General features: G+C 72.5%; 16 protein-coding genes. 7 read left to right on the top strand and 9 right to left on the bottom strand.

All coding sequences use genetic code 11. The features are described from left to right. Positions 1 to 123 precede the first annotated feature (123 nt). Entirely contained in the window at positions 124 to 519 is a 396-nt protein-coding gene (locus ACH4VX_RS12150; protein ID WP_398367282.1) for a DUF2267 domain-containing protein, read from the top strand. Between the two features lie 14 nt (positions 520 to 533). Beyond that, complete coding sequence (locus tag ACH4VX_RS12145) at positions 534 to 1,175, top strand: dienelactone hydrolase family protein (protein ID WP_398367280.1); 642 nt, start codon at positions 534 to 536, stop codon at positions 1,173 to 1,175. Positions 1,176 to 1,226: 51 nt separating this feature from the next. Here ACH4VX_RS12145 and ACH4VX_RS12140 read toward each other — a convergent pair whose 3' ends face one another. The 8 genes from ACH4VX_RS12140 to ACH4VX_RS12105 form a co-directional block, all read right to left on the bottom strand. Beyond that, positions 1,227 to 2,231 (bottom strand): polysaccharide deacetylase family protein, encoded by a 1,005-nt coding sequence (locus ACH4VX_RS12140; protein ID WP_398367279.1) that lies wholly within the window; start codon positions 2,229 to 2,231, stop codon positions 1,227 to 1,229. Between the two features lie 24 nt (positions 2,232 to 2,255). Further along, positions 2,256 to 3,260, bottom strand: a complete 1,005-nt coding sequence (locus ACH4VX_RS12135; protein WP_398367278.1) for a glycoside hydrolase family 11 protein — start codon at positions 3,258 to 3,260, stop codon at positions 2,256 to 2,258. A gap of 309 nt (positions 3,261 to 3,569) precedes the next feature. Beyond that, positions 3,570 to 4,997 carry a flotillin family protein gene (locus tag ACH4VX_RS12130; protein WP_398367277.1) on the bottom strand — a complete coding sequence of 476 codons (1,428 nt, stop codon included), beginning with the start codon at positions 4,995 to 4,997 and terminating at the stop codon, positions 3,570 to 3,572. Between the two features lie 118 nt (positions 4,998 to 5,115). Beyond that, positions 5,116 to 5,625 (bottom strand): hypothetical protein, encoded by a 510-nt coding sequence (locus ACH4VX_RS12125; protein WP_398367276.1) that lies wholly within the window; start codon positions 5,623 to 5,625, stop codon positions 5,116 to 5,118. 242 nt (positions 5,626 to 5,867) lie between these two features. Then, the gene (locus tag ACH4VX_RS12120) at positions 5,868 to 6,491 is read right to left on the bottom strand and encodes a hypothetical protein (protein ID WP_398367275.1); all 624 of its coding nucleotides are present in this window, start codon (positions 6,489 to 6,491) and stop codon (positions 5,868 to 5,870) included. Between the two features lie 43 nt (positions 6,492 to 6,534). Continuing rightward, entirely contained in the window at positions 6,535 to 7,338 is an 804-nt protein-coding gene (locus ACH4VX_RS12115; protein ID WP_398367274.1) for a rod shape-determining protein, read from the bottom strand. Beyond that, positions 7,335 to 7,706, bottom strand: coding sequence for a TraR/DksA family transcriptional regulator (locus tag ACH4VX_RS12110; RefSeq protein WP_398367273.1), 372 nt, complete (start codon positions 7,704 to 7,706; stop codon positions 7,335 to 7,337). The genes ACH4VX_RS12115 and ACH4VX_RS12110 overlap by 4 nt, the downstream gene beginning before the upstream one ends. Before the next feature lie 43 nt (positions 7,707 to 7,749). Continuing rightward, a complete protein-coding gene (locus ACH4VX_RS12105) occupies positions 7,750 to 8,073 on the bottom strand; it encodes a TraR/DksA family transcriptional regulator (RefSeq protein WP_398367272.1) in 324 nt (107 codons plus the stop codon). A gap of 276 nt (positions 8,074 to 8,349) precedes the next feature. Here ACH4VX_RS12105 and ACH4VX_RS12100 point away from each other — a divergent pair, with 276 nt between their 5' ends. Genes ACH4VX_RS12100 through secD form a run of 4 tightly spaced genes read left to right on the top strand, consistent with a single transcriptional unit; the run spans position 8,350 to position 12,809 of the window. Further along, the gene (locus ACH4VX_RS12100; RefSeq protein WP_398367271.1) at positions 8,350 to 9,327 is read left to right on the top strand and encodes a HAMP domain-containing sensor histidine kinase; all 978 of its coding nucleotides are present in this window, start codon (positions 8,350 to 8,352) and stop codon (positions 9,325 to 9,327) included. Then, positions 9,324 to 10,010 (top strand): response regulator, encoded by a 687-nt coding sequence (locus ACH4VX_RS12095; RefSeq protein ID WP_398367270.1) that lies wholly within the window; start codon positions 9,324 to 9,326, stop codon positions 10,008 to 10,010. Before ACH4VX_RS12100 ends, ACH4VX_RS12095 begins: the two co-directional genes overlap by 4 nt. Further along, a complete protein-coding gene (locus ACH4VX_RS12090; RefSeq protein ID WP_398367269.1) occupies positions 10,007 to 10,402 on the top strand; it encodes a hypothetical protein in 396 nt (131 codons plus the stop codon). Before ACH4VX_RS12095 ends, ACH4VX_RS12090 begins: the two co-directional genes overlap by 4 nt. 43 nt (positions 10,403 to 10,445) lie before the next feature. Next, complete coding sequence (secD, locus tag ACH4VX_RS12085) at positions 10,446 to 12,809, top strand: protein translocase subunit SecD (RefSeq protein WP_398367268.1); 2,364 nt, start codon at positions 10,446 to 10,448, stop codon at positions 12,807 to 12,809. 52 nt (positions 12,810 to 12,861) lie between these two features. On the opposite strand, the gene ACH4VX_RS12080 is transcribed toward secD, so the two are convergent. Continuing rightward, entirely contained in the window at positions 12,862 to 14,745 is a 1,884-nt protein-coding gene (locus ACH4VX_RS12080; RefSeq protein ID WP_398367267.1) for an ABC transporter ATP-binding protein, read from the bottom strand. A gap of 168 nt (positions 14,746 to 14,913) precedes the next feature. On the opposite strand from ACH4VX_RS12080, the gene ACH4VX_RS12075 reads away from it, so the two are divergent. Beyond that, a complete protein-coding gene (locus ACH4VX_RS12075; protein WP_398367336.1) occupies positions 14,914 to 15,813 on the top strand; it encodes a YbhN family protein in 900 nt (299 codons plus the stop codon). Positions 15,814 to 15,950 lie beyond the last annotated feature (137 nt).

Here is a 15,950-nt window from a genome sequence, read left to right as displayed (position 1 = left end):
TCGCGTCGGCCGGGCAGCCCTCGTCCCCGGTGGCGAACCGGCGTTCGTTGGTGCGTGCCCGTTCCGGGTACTCGCCCGGTGCCCAACCGCCGACAACCCCACCATGAGGAAGGACAGCGCCTCATGCAGCACGACGAGTTCATCGGAAAAGTGCAGGCTCTCACTCGGCTGCCGGACCGGGGAACGTCCGAGCGGGCCACCCGGGCCGTGCTCGGCACGCTGGCCGAGCGGCTGCCGTCCGGGCTGGCGGGTCATGTGGCCGCCCAGCTGCCACCGACCCTGGCCTCGCCCATGCGGCAGACCACCTCGGGCGAGCGTTTCGACCTGACGACGTTCGCCGGACGGATCGCCGGACGCGCGGAGACGGACGAGGACGCGGCCCTGCGCGAGGCCGCCGCCGTACTGGAAGTGCTCGACGCGGCCCTCACTCCGGAGCTGACGGAGAAGCTGGCCGCCGCACTGCCCAGGGACATCGGCGGCCTGCTGCCCGTCGGACGGGCCGCCGACGACACCGACTGAGGAGGTGACCGGGCATGGTCTCCGAATCCGTGACGGTCCCCTCGGGTGCGGCAGCCCTGCCCGGGGACCTGGTGATCCCCACCGGGGCGCGCGCCATGGTGCTGTTCGCGCACGGCAGCGGCAGCTCACGGCTCAGCCCCCGCAACCGGGCGGTCGCCGCCGCGTTGCAGGAGGCGGGGTTCGGCACGCTGCTGCTGGATCTGCTGACCCCGGAGGAGGAACGCGAGGACGACGCGACGGGGCGGCACCGCTTCGACATCGGCCTGCTGGCCCGTCGGCTCGCGCATGCCGTCGACCGGCTGGGGCAGCGCCCGGACGCCGTGGACCTTCCCGTGGGCCTCTTCGGGGCCAGTACGGGAGCGGCGGCGGCACTGGTGGCGGCCACCGAGCGCCCCGAGCGGGTGTCGGCGGTCGTGTCGCGGGGCGGGCGCCCGGACCTGGCGGGCGACGCGCTCGGCCTGGTCGCGTGCCCGGTGCTGCTCGTCGTGGGCGGCGCCGACGAGACGGTGCTCGGCCTCAACCGTGAGGCCGCCGGCCGGCTGTCCGCGGCGCACCACATCCATGTGGTGCCCGGCGCGACCCACCTCTTCGCCGAGCCCGGCGCGCTGGAACAGGTGGCAGAGCTCGCCGTCGGCTGGTTCCGCGAACATCTGTGACCGGGCGCGGGGCGGGCCGCGGCGCGGTGCGTGCCGCGGCCCACCCCGGGCTCAGCCCGTGCCGCAGGAGACGGTCGGCCAGTTCCAGTTGCCGTTGGTCTGGATCGTCACCCCCCAGTTGTCGCCGCTGCCGTTGGGCTTGGCGACGAGGGTCTGGCTGTCGGGGTAGGAGGTGCTGACGTTCCAGGTCGAGGAGACCTTCGCCGGGGACGGCACCTTCATGGTCACCGTCCAGTTGCTGCCGCCGCTGACGGAGACGTTGAGGTTGTAGCGGTCGCCCCAGCGGCTGCCCGCCGACAGGGTCGCGGTGCACGCGGTGCCGCCACCGCCGCCGCCCCCTCCCCCGCCGCCGGAACCGTCGGGGGCGACGGCGCGGCCGGTCCCCGGGGAGATCATGCCGGCGCACAGGCCCCGGGAGGCCAGGTTCTGCGCGATGCGCGGGATCGCGGCGATGGTGTTGGCCGGCCAGTCGTGCATCAGGATGACCTGGCCGTTGGTGAGCCGGGAGGCGGCCTGCACGATGGCGTCGGTGCTCGCGTTGTTCCAGTCCTGCGAGTCGACGTCCCAGATGATCTCGGTCAGGCCGTACTTGGCCTCGACCGCGCGCAGCGTCGAGTTGGTCTCGCCGTACGGCGGGCGGAACAGCTTGGGTGTGCCGCCGCCGGCGTTGGTGATCGCCTGCTGGGTGCGGGAGATCTCCGAGTCCATCTGCGCCTGGCTCAGTTGGGTCATGTGCGGGTGGGTGTAGCTGTGGTTGGCGACCCACATGCCGGCGTCGACCTGGGCCTTGACCAGGGAGGGGTTGGCGGCGGCGTACTGGCCCTGGTTGAACATCGTGGCCCGCAGCCCGTTCTGCTTCAGCGCGTTGAGCAGGCTCATGGTGGTGCCGGTGGACGGGCCGTCGTCGAAGGTGAGTCCGACGTAGCCGTTGCAGGCGGCGGCGTGCGCCGGTGCGGCGTCGAGGGCCGCGGTGGCGGTGCCCGCCAGGGTCAGCGCGGCGACGGCCAGTCCCGACACCAGGGACCGGGTGGCAGGCGGTCGTTTTCCGGTGGTCATCTGCGGTGCTCCTCCTCGTGGGGGTCAGCCTGCGCTGCAGGAGACCGTCGGCCAGGTCCAGTTGCCGTTGGTCTGGATCGTCGTGCCCCAGTTGTTGCCGCTGCCGTTGGGCTTGGCGACGAGGGTCTGGCTGTCGGGGTAGGAGGTGCTGACGTTCCAGGTCGAGGAGACCTTCGCCGGGGACGGGACCCGCATCGTCACGGTCCAGTTGCTGGAACCGCTCACCGAGACGTTGAGGTTGTAGCGGTCGCCGAACTTCTCGCCGGCCGACAGAGTCGCGTTGCAGCCGCCGTTGCCGCCGCCACCTCCGCCGCCACCGCCGCCACCGCCGGAGCCGGACTCGCCCACCGTGATGTTGGAGCTGCCGCTGCTCTGGTAGCCCTCGGTGGCCATGATCATGTAGTTGTGGCTGCCCAGGTTCATCCCCTTGCCGGCCCACGCGTCGAAGTGGTTGCCGCTGGTGATGGTGCCGCCCGTGCGCTTGGACTGCCGGACGCTCCAGTACTGGTCGAAGGTCCTGGTGCCCTCGATGGAGGGGGCGTTGTACCGGGTCGTCTTGTAGATGTCGTACGTGCCGCCGTCGGTGGTGACGGTGCCCTTGTACTCGCCGGTGGGCCGGTAGGTGCCCCAGTTGTCGACGATGTAGTACTCGATGAGCGGGCCGGTGGTCCATCCGTAGAGCGTCAGGTACGCGTTCCCGGACGGGTTGAAGGAGCCGGAGTAGTTGACGGTCCTGCGCCCGCCGGTGCTCCAGCCCTTGCCTGCGACGAAGTTGCCGGTGTTGCTCCACCGGGTGCTGTAGTTGCCGCCGGAGCCCAGGTCCATGGAGACGGTTCCCTGGGAGTCGGTCCAGAACGAGTACCAGTAGCCGTTGTTGGTGCCGGTCTGGTTCGTGGTGACGGCGGCGGTGGCGGTGGTGGCGGTCAGGAGCAGTGCGGTGACGGCGGCCAGCGCGATGGTCCAGGCGCTTCTGACGCTCAGCAGCAGGCGGCCGCGTCCGCGGCCTCTCGGTTGGGCGAACACGTGCATGTGGTGCGCCTCCTGTGACGGCTCGGTGGGGGAGGTTCGATGCCGGACAGTGTTGGCCTGTGCGCGTCAACCGTCAACGGTTTCGGTGAATGTTTCGAAATCTTCGCTTGATCAAGAAGATGAAGTGATTCGCATTGCTCCAGCTCAAACCTTGTACTGAACCGGTCGAGGTGGACGGCATCGCGATGGACGCCGGTCACTCGTCGAACTCTGACATGAAGTCTACGAAAGTTTCGAAGACGGGGAGCCGAACGCGACGGAGCCCGGGCGCCTGTTCGGCGTCCGGGCTCCGTGGGCGGGAAGGGCTCGTCAGTCGGTGATGTCGACCTTCCCCTTGCCGGGCTCGACGGGAGCGGGAGTCGTCGGCGTACCGCGCCGGGTGAGTCCCTGGAGGAGCTGGGCGAGGTCGACGCCCGTGGTGGAACTGAGCAGTTCCATGCCCTGGGCGACGTTGTCGGCGACCGTGCGCGAGAGTTGGCCCGCGCCGTCGGTGGAGATGACGGTCAGCTTGTCCACGGCGGCCAGCGGCTCGGCGGCCTTGCCGACGACCTGCGGCAGCACCTCGACCAGCATCTGGAGGACGGCCGCGTCGCCGTACCGCTCGAAGGCGTCGGCCTTCTTGTGCATGGCGTCGGCCTCCGCCGCGCCCTTCGCGGCGATCGCGGCCGCGTCGGCGTCGCCCTCGAGGCGTACTGCGTCGGCGAGGGCCGCGCGCTGGGCCTTCTCGCCCTCACCGGTGAGCCTGGCCCGCTCGGCGGTCGCCTCGGCCTCCTTGACGAGGGCGATACGGCGGGCCTCCGCCTCCTGCTCGGCCTGGTAACGGGCGGCGTCGGCGGGCTTGCGGACCTTGGTGTCCAGCTCGCGGTCGGTCAGCGCGGCCTGCCGGGTGGCGACCTTCTCCTGCTCCTGCAGGACCTCCTGCTGCCGGGCGGCCTCGGCGAGCGGGCCGGCGGCGTTGGCGCGGGCGGCGGCCTCGTCCGTCTCGGCCTTGATCTCGGCCTGCTTCAGGGCGAAGGTGCGCTGCGCGATCGCGATCTCCTCCTCGGCCTTGAGCCGGGCCTGCTCGGAGGCGCGCCGGGCGACGGCCTCGGCGATGTCGGCCTCCTGCTTGGCGCGGGCGGCCTCGGGGCGGCCGAGGTCCTCCAGGTAGGAGCCCTCGGTGGTGATGTCCTGGATCTGGAACGCGTCCAGCACCAGCCCCTGCCCGGACAGGCTGGCCTCGGCCTCCTCGGCGACCTGGCCGGCGAAGGCGGCGCGGTCGCGGATGATGTCCTCGACCGACATCCGCCCGACGATGGAGCGCAGCGCGCCGGACAGCACCTCCTGGGTGAATCCGACGATGCCGTTCTGCTGTTGCAGGAAGCGCTGGGCGGCGGCGCGGATCGAGTCCTCGGTGCCGCCGACCTTGACGATGGCGACACCCTCCAGGTTGGCCTTCACGCCGCGCAGCGTGACCGCGCCGCGGACGGCGACCGGGATGTGCCGGCTGGACAGTTCAAGGGTGAACTTCTGCTGGACGAAGGGCACGACGAAGACACCGCCGCCGACCACGACCTTCTGTCCGCTGTTGTCGGTGAAGATCCGGCCGGTCTCGGGGTCGGTGGACCTCTTGCCGCGCCGTCCGGTGACGATGAACGCCTCGCTGGGTCCCGCCACCTTGTAACGGGTGACCACCACGAGGGCCAGCAGGACGATGAGTACGACGACTCCGACCACGGCGATCAGTACTGGGCTCATGCTTGTGTATCCCCTCAGCCCTCCCGGGGGACGGCGGTTCGGATCGGATCGGGAACGGACGCGGGAAGGGGCGGCGCGGTGTGCCGGGGTGGTGTGCCGGGGTGGTGTGCCGCGCCGGTCAGCGCTCGACCGGGCGGACCGCGACCGAGGTCGCGGACAGCGCCGACTCGACCCAGACCTCGGCGCCCCGGGCCACGGGCACCGAGCACTTCGCGGCGAGCTTCAGCGGCTGCCCGGCGAGATGCACCAGCACCTCGCCGTACCCCTCGGCCGGAATGGCGGTCACCACGGAACCGGACGTGCCGACGAGGTCGCCGCCCCGTGGTGTGGCGTCGGTCTGATCACGCATCAGGATCCGGCTGAACTTCCAGGTCAGCCAGCCGGCGACGACCCCCGCCACCGCGCCGGTCGCGGTCGCCCCCGTGACCCCGAGGTCCGTGGTGCCGAGCACGATCGCGCCGCCGAAGCCGAGCATGGACACGAATCCGGCGATCACCGGCAGCGACAGCAGCCCGTCGAACAGCCCGTCCAGCACGCCGTCGAACACGCCTTCAAGGATCCCGTCGAAGATCAGCGAGAGCAGCAGCAGAACCAGTCCCGCGACACCGAGACCCACGAACCACTCCATAGGGGCCCCGCTTTCGCTCGACGACCTCCCCGCGCACACATGTTCCCATGCGATCAGATCACGGCACATTGCCAGAACCCGGCAATCTTTACGCGCTTTTGATGCCGTCTTCGCCCGGACGCCGAGGTTCCGCTCCCGTTCGGGCAGTCAGGGCGACAACGGAGAACGCAACGCCCCGGACAAGAACTCGTGAGGCCACTGCATACGGTGAACTCGTTGCCCGGCTCCGGCAGTTCACCACCTCACGTAGGTGTCGTCCAGCGCGGGGCCGTCTCCGCCCAGGCGGTGTCCCAGTCGGCGAGGTTGCGGCGGCGCAGGGCCAGGCCGGTCAGGGCGTGGGCGGCGGCGCCGGTGAGGGCGACGCCGATGGCGGCGAGGAGGGCCCAGCCCATGGTGCGGCTGCGGACCTGCTCGCGGGCGAGCGGCGGGTCCGTCGCCTCGCCGTCGGCGGTGACCCAGAGGCGGACGGTGTTGTCGGCGGTCAGTCCCGGCCGGACCTCGGTCCGTGTGGTGCGGGTCCGCCCCTCCCGGGTGACGACGCGGACCTCGACCGGGTAGCGGGTCTTCCGCTCCTCGTCCGAGCCCGGCTCCGGGTGGCGGGGGGCGTCCTCGGTGAGGGTCCCGGTGGTCTCGTACCGGGTCAGGTTCTGGTGGCGGGCGGTGTCCTCGTAGTGCCGGCGGGCGGCGTCGCCTGCGAGGGCGGCGGCCACGGGCGCCACGGCCAGCACGGCGATCAGCGTCCCCAGACCGAACCAGGCGTGGAGCGTGTCGGTGCGGCGGCGCAGGGGGTTGTACCGCCAGCGCCACAGCAGGGGGCGCGGGGGCGGGCCGGGGGGTGGCTGTGCCGGAGGGATCTCACCGGCCACGTCAGGACTCCTTCCGGTGGCGGGCCACGGGCGGCCGGGTCGGTCAGACCCTTCCGGTGACCGAGGGGTGGTGGTGCGCCGAGGCGAGGAGGCCGGCGGCGCCCCGGACGGCGGCGGTGTGCGGCGACGGGACCTGCTGGACCGCGCAGCCGAGGCTGTCGGGGAGGCCGCGGGTGATGTCGGGGCGCAGCGCGCCGCCGCCGGCCAGGAGGACGCCCCGGCGCAGGGCGGTACGGGTGAGCGCGGTGCGGTCCTGCCGTCGCATCGCGCTCACCATGTCGGCCACCGCCGCGGTGATGTCGCCGGGTGGCGTGCCGTCGGTCAGGTCGATGGTGCCCAGCGCGGTGCGGCGGGCGTCGGTGACCGCGCCGTCCACGAGCAGCACCACCTCGGTGAGGTGGGCGCCGATGTCCACGACGAGCAGCGGCCGGATGTGGTCGGCGCCCGCCGCCAGGGCCACGGCACGGGCACCGGGGACGGTCAGTACGGCGCGCGGGCGGAGGATCTCGACGGCGGTGCGGGCGGCGGCCCGGAAGGCGAGCCCGTCCAGGACCGGCGCCGTGACGACGACCAGCGGGCGGCCGATCCGGGGCAGCCGGTGCCCGAGCAGCCGCTCCAGCATCCGGGCCGTACCGGGGGTGTCGACGATGGTGCCGCGCTGGATGGGGTGGATGGCGCCGGTGCCCGGGAAGGTCACGGTGGGCACGTCGAGGACCATGCCCCGCCCGGCGATCCACGCGCGTGTGCGGGCGCTGCCCAGGTCGAGAGCGATACCTGAGCAGCGCCGGCACGGCGGCCAGTGCCGGTGCCGTACCGGTGCCGGGAGGGAACGCCTGATCACGGTCACCGGCCGGCCTCCCTCACCTGCTGGCAGCGCCCGCAGTAGCGGGCCTGGGGGACGATCAGCAGGCGGTGGCGTTCGACGGCGCGGCGGCACAGGTGGCAGGTGCCGTACTGCCCGGAGTCCATCCGGGCGAGCGCCGCCTCGACGTCGGCGAGCACCATGCGGGCGGACGCCGCGAGTTTGACGCCCACCTCGATCCGGGCGGCGTCCGCCTCCCGGCGCCGGTCGTCGGCACGGTCGGAGGAGTAGGCGGCGAACTGCCGCAGCTGCTCCTGCCGGAACAGCCGCTGCTCGTGCAGGTTCTCGCGCAGCACGGCGAGGTCCTCGACAGCGAGGACCGTGTCGCGCTCGCCGATGGTCTGGTGGGTCACCACTGCACCCCTTGGGCAGAGCGGGAGGGGAGGACGGACGGGGTCAGGCGCGGCGCTGGCAGCCGACGCAGTACCGGGTGTGCGGGAGGATCTCCAGCCGCTCCGGCGGTACGGCCTTGGAACAGCCCAGGCAGGTGCCGTAGGTGCCGTCCTCGATCCGTGCGAACGCCTCGTCGATCTCCGTCAGGACACGCTTGATGGCGTCCTTCTGGTTGGACATCAGGTGGTCGCCGGGACTCTGCCCCGTTTCGTCGAGGGCCTTGAGCTGTGCCAGCCGGGTCGAGCGGGCGTGTTCGAGGCGCTGACGGACCTCGTCGGCGGCCGGGTGGGCGGAACGGGGTTCGGTGCGGGGCAGGTCGAGCGACACGGACGGTCCTCCTCGGTGACATACGGGTGATGTCTCCACCCTCACCCGTTTCCGTCCCGGCGCCCATTGGGCGCGGTACCCATCTGTGCGGGGTCCGAGGACCCACCCCGTGCCGCATGGGTCGGGTGGGCCGTGGGAAATGGGGCACGGGGCCCATCGACGTGAGGGCCGCCCCTGGTGCACGCTGGCCGGTGTCCGCCGGGACAAAAAAGGGGGCCGCGGCCGCGTTCGGGGGTGCGGTGACCGACAGTAGAGGCAGACGAGAAAGAGGAAGGCGTGACCTCCGTGTCCCTGTACTGGCGGATCTTCGGGCTCAACGCGGTGGTGCTGGGTGGTGCCACCGCGCTGCTGCTGTGGGCTCCGGTGACCGTGTCCGTTCCGGTGCTGCTGACCGAGGCGGTGATCCTGGTGGGCGGCCTCGGCGTCATGCTCGTCGCCAACGCCGCCCTGCTGCGCATCGGCCTCGCCCCGCTGGACCGGGTGACGCGGCTGATGACCACCGTCGACCTGCTGCGTCCCGGTCAGCGGCTGCCCGTGCGCGGTGGCGGTGAGGTCGCCGAACTGGTCAGCACGTTCAATTCGATGCTGGAGCGGCTGGAGGGGGAACGCGTCGCGAGCAGCGCCCGCGCCATCCTCGCCCAGGAGGGCGAGCGGCGTCGTATCGCCCAGGAGCTGCACGACGAGGTCGGGCAGAGCATGACCGCCGTGCTGCTGGCCCTGAAGCGGGCGGCCGACGAGGCGTCTCAGCCGCTGCGCGGTGAACTCCAGCAGGCGCAGGAGATCACCAGGGAGAGCCTGGACGAGGTCCGCCGGCTGGTGCGCCGGCTGCGTCCGGGCGTACTGGACGATCTGGGCCTGGTCAGCGCGGTCACCTCGCTGGCCACCGAGTTCGCCACGCACACCGGGCTGCGCGTGCTGCGCCGTTTCGACTCCGATCTGCCCGCTCTCGACCACGAGACGGAGCTGGTGATCTACCGGGTGGCGCAGGAGAGCCTGACCAACGCCGCGCGGCATGCCGAGGCGCGGTGCGTGGAGGTGATCCTGCGCGCCGCCGACGGGTGCGTCGTCCTCGAGGTGGGCGACGACGGCCGCGGCATCGGGGCCGCGCGCGAGGGCGCCGGGCTCCGCGGGATGCGGGAACGGGCCCTGCTGATCGGGGCCGGGCTGGACATCGCAGGCCCCGACGAGACCTCCGCGCCACCGGCCGGTACCCGGATCCGGCTGACCGTGCCCACCGTCAGGAAGCAGTCATGAACCACCAGGACACCCACGACGGCCACCGGACGGACACCACGATCCGGATCCTGCTCGCCGACGACCACGCGCTGGTGCGGCGCGGCGTGCGGCTCATCCTCGACCGGGAGCCGGACCTGGAGGTGGTCGCCGAGGCGGGTGACGGTGCGGAGGCGATCGCCATGGCCCGCACCCACGACGTCGACCTGGCCGTCCTGGACATCGCCATGCCGCGGCTGACCGGCCTGCAGGCCGCCCGCGAGCTGACCGCGCTGAAGCCGGGGCTGCGCATCCTGATGCTGACGATGCACGACAACGAGCAGTACCTGTTCCAGGCGCTCAAGGCCGGGGCCGGCGGTTATGTGCTGAAGTCCGTCGCGGACCGCGATCTGGTCGCCGCCTGCCGGGCAGCGATGCGGGACGAGCCGTTCCTCTACCCGGGCGCGGTGACCGCCCTGATCCGCAACTACCTCGACCGGGTCCGGCACGGCGAGGAGGCGCCCGAGCAGTTGCTGACCCCGCGCGAGGAGGAGGTGCTCAAGCTCGTCGCCGAGGGCCACTCGTCGAAGGAGATCGCCGAGCTGCTGTTCATCAGCGTCAAGACGGTGCAGCGGCACCGTGAGAACCTGCTGCACAAGCTGGGGCTGCGGGACCGCCTCGAACTGACCCGTTACGCCATCCGCGCCGGGCTCGTCGAGCCTTGACCGCCGACCGGCGGGGGCACACCGCCCGCCTTCCGTTCCGGGCCGCCGCGGCCCTCGCCGCGTTCGCGGCCGTGCTGCTGACCCTCGGGTTCACCCACAGCGTGGAACTCGTCCCCGCCGCCGCCTCGTCCGTCCCCTCGGCGTACGAGTCCGACACCCGTCCGTACGGCGACGACGCCTACGTCGGTGCCCGCACCCTGCTCACCAGGCCGGAGCGGGACGCCGGTGAGCGGACGGTACCCGCCGGTCATCTGCTCTTCACCGCGGCGCACACGCCGCCGGTTCCGCCCCGTCCGGCGCGGCCCGCGCCGGTGGCCGGGCACGCGCCGCCCGCCGCCGCGCACATGCCGTCGGACCTGGGGCGCGCCCCGCCCCTGACCTCCAGCACCTGAGATTCCCCTCTTCCTCTTTTCCGCGTGCCTGCTGGAGGCATCTGTGAAACGTCCCGCCCGCGTCAGGGCGTTGTTCGCGCTCGCCGTGATCGCCGCATCCGTGTTCATCGCCGTCACCGTCCCGGTCCGTCTGGGCCTGGATCTGCGGGGCGGCACCCAGATCGTGCTGGAGACCCGTTCCACCGAAACCGTGAAGGCCGACGGGGAGGCCACCGACCGCACCCTGGAGGTGCTGCGCGGCCGGGTCGACGCGCTCGGTGTCGCCGAACCGGGCATCGTCCGCTCCGGGGACAACCGGATCATCGTCGAACTGCCCGGCGTGCAGGATCCGCGCAAGGCCGCCGATGTCCTCGGCCGTACCGCGCAGCTCTCCGTGCACCCGGTGCTCGGCGCCGCCGCCGCTTCCGACGAGGCGCGGGCGGAGGGCGAGCGCGTCCTGCCCGACGAGCAGTCCGGTGAACGGCTCCGGCTGGCCGCCGCGTCGCTGACCGGCCAGGACGTCAAGGACGCCGAGGCCCTCTTCGACCAGCAGAGCGGCGCCGGCTGGCACGTCACCGTGGACTTCGAGGACGGCGAGGGCTGGGCCCGGCTGACCGGTGAGGCCGCCTGTCACCCGGCGGGCGACCCGCAGCGCCGGGTCGCGATCGTGCTGGACGACAAGATCATCTCCTCGCCCCAGGTCGACCCGTCCGTCGCCTGCGGCGCGGGCATCACCGGCGGGTCCACCCAGATCACCGGTTCCTTCACCAGCGACGAGGCCAAGGAACTCGCCCTGCTGGTCAAGGGCGGCGCCCTGCCGGTGCCGGTCGAGACGGTGGAGCAGCGGACCGTCGGTCCGACCCTGGGCGCGGAGGCCATCGAGGCCAGCGCGTGGGCGGCCGTCGTCGGCACCGCCCTGACCGCGCTCTTCATCATCGTCGTCTACCGGCTGATGGGTGTCCTGGCCACCCTGGCCCTGCTCTGCTACGGCCTGATCTCGTACGCCGGTCTGGCGGCCCTCGGCGCGACCCTGACCCTGCCCGGTCTGGCCGGTTTCGTCCTGGCCATCGGTATGGCGGTGGACGCCAACGTGCTGGTCTTCGAACGGGCCCGGGAGGAGTACGGCGCCCGCAACCGGCCCAGCGGCCGCTCGGCCCTGACCGCCGGCTTCAAGGGCGCCTTCAGCGCCATCGCGGACTCCAACATCACCACGCTGATCGCGGCGGCGCTGCTGTTCGTGCTCGCCTCCGGTCCGGTGAAGGGCTTCGGTGTCACGCTGGGCATCGGTGTCCTCGCGTCCATGATCAGCGCCCTGGTGATCACCCGGGTGCTGGCCGAGTTCGCCGTGGCCCGCACGTGGGTGCACCGCCGGCCGGGGTTCACCGGTCTGGCCTCCATCGGCCGGGTCCGTACGTACCTCACCCGCCGCGACCCGCAGCTGATGCGGCGTCCGCGCCGCTGGCTGGCGGTGTCCGCGGTCGTGCTGACCGTCGCCGCCGCCGGCATCGTGGTACGCGGACTGAACTACGGTGTGGAGTTCACCGGCGGCCGTCTGATCGAGTACTCCACCGGCACCGCCGTCGACCCGGACCGGGCCCGGGAGGCCCTGGCCGACGCCGGATTCCCGCAGGCGGTCGTGCAGTCCTCCGGGGACGACAAGCTGACGGTGCGCACCGAGGAGCTGACCAACGCGGAGGCGGCCGAGGTCGCCGACGCCGTCGCCGAGGTCGGTGGCGGGGCGGAGAAGGTCCGCGACGAGCTGATCGGCCCGAGCCTCGGCGACGAGCTGCGGCGCAACGCTCTGATCGCGCTCGGTCTGGCGCTCGGCGCCCAGTTGCTGTACCTGGCCTTCCGGTTCCGCTGGATGTTCGGTACGGGTGCGGTGGCCGCCCTGGCGCACGACGTGGTGATCCTCACCGGCGTCTTCGCCTGGCTGGGCAAGCCGATCGACGGCGTGTTCCTGGCCGCGCTGCTCACCGTGATCGGTTACTCGGTGAACGACTCCGTGGTGGTCTTCGACCGGATCCGCGAACTGTGGCGGAAGGACGGCAAGGCGCCTCTGGCCGAGGTGACCAACCGGGCGATCCTGCAGACGGTGCCCCGTACGGTCAACACCGGTATCGGCGTGATCTTCATCCTGGCCGCGCTGGCTCTGCTGGGCGGTGACTCGCTCACCGACTTCGCGCTCGCCCTGCTGATCGGCATGCTCGTGGGCACGTACTCGTCGGTCCTGACCGCTTCGCCGCTCGCCATCGAGCTCGAGGCGTTCGCCGGTGACCGCAAGGGCGGCCGGGGCGGTTCCGGACGGGCGAAGTCCGGCGCCGGGCGGGTGAAGTCCGACGCCGGGCGGGTGAAGTCCGACGCCGGGCGGGTGAAGTCCGGCGCCGGGGGGCGCTCGGGCAGCCGGGCCGAGGCCACCGGCAAGTGACACCGCAAGCGCCGCCGGCCCCTTCCCGGGGCCGGCGGCGTGCGCGCGGGACCTACGCCACCGCCGACTCCCCCGGCTGCTCCTCGAACTGGGTGCGGTACAGCTCGGCGTAGCGGCCGTCGGCGGCCAGCAACTGCTCGTGCGTGCCACGTTCCACGATCCGGCCGGCCTCGACGACCAGGATGAGGTCGGCGGCGCGGACGGTGGACAGCCGGTGGGCGATCACCACCGCCGTCCTGCCCTCCAGCGCCTCCGTGAGCGCCTCCTGCACGGCCGCCTCGGAGGTGTTGTCCAGGTGTGCGGTGGCCTCGTCGAGGATGACGACGCGCTGGCGGGCCAGCAGCAGCCGGGCGATGGTCATGCGCTGGCGTTCGCCGCCGGAGAGCCGGTAGCCGCGTTCGCCGACCACCGTGTCCAGGCCGTCGGGCAGGGCGCGCACGAGGGCGTCGAGGCGGGCCCGGCCCAGGGCGTCCCACAGCTCGGTCTCACCGGCGTCCGGCCGGGCCAGGAGCAGGTTGGCACGCACCGTCTCGTGGAAGAGATGACCGTCCTGGGTAACCATGCCGAGAGTGGCGCGCAGGGAGGCGGCGGTCAGGTCGCGGACGTCGACGCCGCCCACGCGTACGGCGCCGGAGTCGACGTCGTACAGCCGTGGCAGCAGCTGGGCGACGGTCGACTTGCCCGCGCCGGAGGAGCCGACGAGGGCTACGGTCTGCCCGGGTTCGGCACGGAAGGAGATGCCGTGCAGGACTTCGTCACCGCCGCGCGGGTCGAGGGAGGCGACCTCCTCCAGGGAGGCCAGGGAGACCTTGTCGGCGGACGGGTAACCGAAACGGACGTCGTCGAACTCGACGGAGACCGGGCCCTCGGGCACGTCCCGCGCGTCCGGCTTCTCCCGGACGATCGGCTCGAGGTCCAGGACCTCGAAGACCCGCTCGAAGCTGACCAGCGCGCTCATCACCTCCACCCGTGCCCCGGCGAGCGAGGTGAGCGGCGCGTACAGCCGGGTCAGCAACAGCGCCAGCGCCACGACGGCGCCCGGTTCCAGGGTGCCGCCGAGGGCGAGCAGGCCGCCGAGGCCGTAGACCAGGGCGAGGGCGAGGGCGGAGACGAGGGTCAGCGCGGTGATGAACACCGTCTGCGCCGTGGCCGTACGGACGCCGATGTCCCGTACCCGGCGGGCGCGCAGCGCGAACTCCGCGGACTCCTCCTCGGGACGTCCGAACAGTTTGACCAGGGTGGCGCCGGGTGCGGAGAACCGCTCGGTCATACGGGTGCCCATGGCCGCGTTCAGGGTGGCGGCCTCGCGCTGCATTCCGGCCATACGGCGGCCCATGCGGCGGGCCGGGATCACGAACACCGGCAGCAGGACCAGCGCGAGCAGGGTGATCTGCCAGGACAGGGTGAGCATCACGGCGAGGGCGAGCACGAGGGTGACCAGGTTGCCGACCACGGTCGACAGGGTGTTGCTGAAGGCCCGCTGGGCGCCGATGACGTCGTTGTTGAGACGGGAGACGAGCGCTCCCGTACGAGTGCGTGTGAAGAACGCGACCGGCATCCGCTGCACATGGTCGAAGACCGCTGTCCGCAGATCGAGGATGAGTTCCTCGCCGAGGGCCGCCGACAGTCTGCGTCCGAGTACGCCCAGGGCCGCCTCCACGACCGCGATCAGCGCGATCAGCAGGGCCAGGCGCACCACCGTGGCCTCGTCGCCGCCCGAGACGATGGTGTCCATGACGCGCCCGGCGAGTACGGGGGTGGCCACGGCGAGCGCCGCGGTCGCCGTGCCGAGGAGCACGAACAGGATCAGACGGCGGCGGTGCGGGCGGGCGAAGGCTCCGATGCGGCGCAGCGTCGCCCTGGTGAGGGGGCGGTGTTCGTCCTCGGCGGTCATGACGCCGCGCAGCTGTGTCCACGCTGTGGTCTCCATGCTCATGAACACGAAGGTAGAACCTCGAGCATGATTGAGGTCAAGGACGGTCCGGTCCCGCTCCCCCGGCCGCTGCCCGGCCGTAAGCGGGCGTCCGGGCCGGTGCAACCCGCCGTTGGCGCGCGGCGGTCAGGCTCGGTGGACGTGACGGGGACGATCCGCCGGGTCCTGTGCGTGCTGCCGCTGCTGCTCGTGACCGTGGTCGCGGTGCGGCACCGGTCGGTGCTGGCCGAGGGTTTCGCCCAACTGGCGACCGCCCGGTGGCCCTGGCTGCTGGCCGCGGCGGGCGTGACCTGTCTGACCTGGGTGGCGGCCGCGTGCACCCGGCAGGGCGCGGTGCTCGAACGGCTGCCCCGACGGCGGCTGCTGGCCACGCAGTTCGCGGCGGGCGCGGCGAATCATCTGCTGCCGACGGGGCTGGGCGCGAGCGCGGTCAATCTGCGGTTCATGACGGTGTGCGGGCTGTCGCCGGCCCGCTCCTCGGCCGCCCTGGCGCTGTATCTGCTGGCGGAGTCCGTCGGCCGGGTGGGGCTGCTGGCGGCCCTGCTCGTGGTGTTCCCCGGCGCGCTGCGGTTCGGTTCCCTGCTGCCCGAGGGGGCGTTCGGTCCGCTGCTGCTCGCGGTCGGCGCGGTGCCGGCCGTCGCGGCGGGCGCGCTGGTGGCCGTACGGCGACTGCGGCGGGCGGTGGGCGCGTTCCTGCGGACGGCGCTGGGCGAGGCGAGGTCGGTGCACGCCCTGCCCTCCCGGGCGCTGGCGCTGTGGGGCGGGGCGCTGGCCTTCCCCGCGCTGCAGGCGACCGCGCTGGTGCTGGTGGGCCTGGCGTTCGGGCTGCCGGTGCCGCCGGCGCACATGGCGGTGGCGTATCTGGCGGCGACGGTCGCGGTGGCGCTGGTGCCGACTCCGGGCGGGATCGGCTCGGTGGAGGCGGCGCTGGTCGTGGCGCTGGTGGCGGTGGGCGGGGCCGCCGCGGCGGCCACGGCGGTGGTGCTGGTCTTCCGGGTCATCACGGTGTGGCTGCCGCTGCTGCCGGGGGCGCTGACCCTGGGCGCGCTGGTGCGGCTGAAGGTGATCTGACCAGCGGGGTGAGGCCGGGTCCGGTACGAACCGCCCTGCGGGATACGGCAGGATGAGCGATCGCGCCGACCGCGGTCAGGGACGGTCGGCGCGACGTACCTCCCGTAGAACTCGAACAGGTGACGACACGTGACACG

It is taken from the genome of Streptomyces sp. NPDC020731 (assembly GCF_044334705.1).
In the GTDB taxonomy this organism is placed as follows: Bacteria; Actinomycetota; Actinomycetes; order Streptomycetales; family Streptomycetaceae; genus Streptomyces.
Note: the sequence above shows the minus strand (reverse complement) of the source record. Positions and strands in the feature narration are given on the sequence as shown.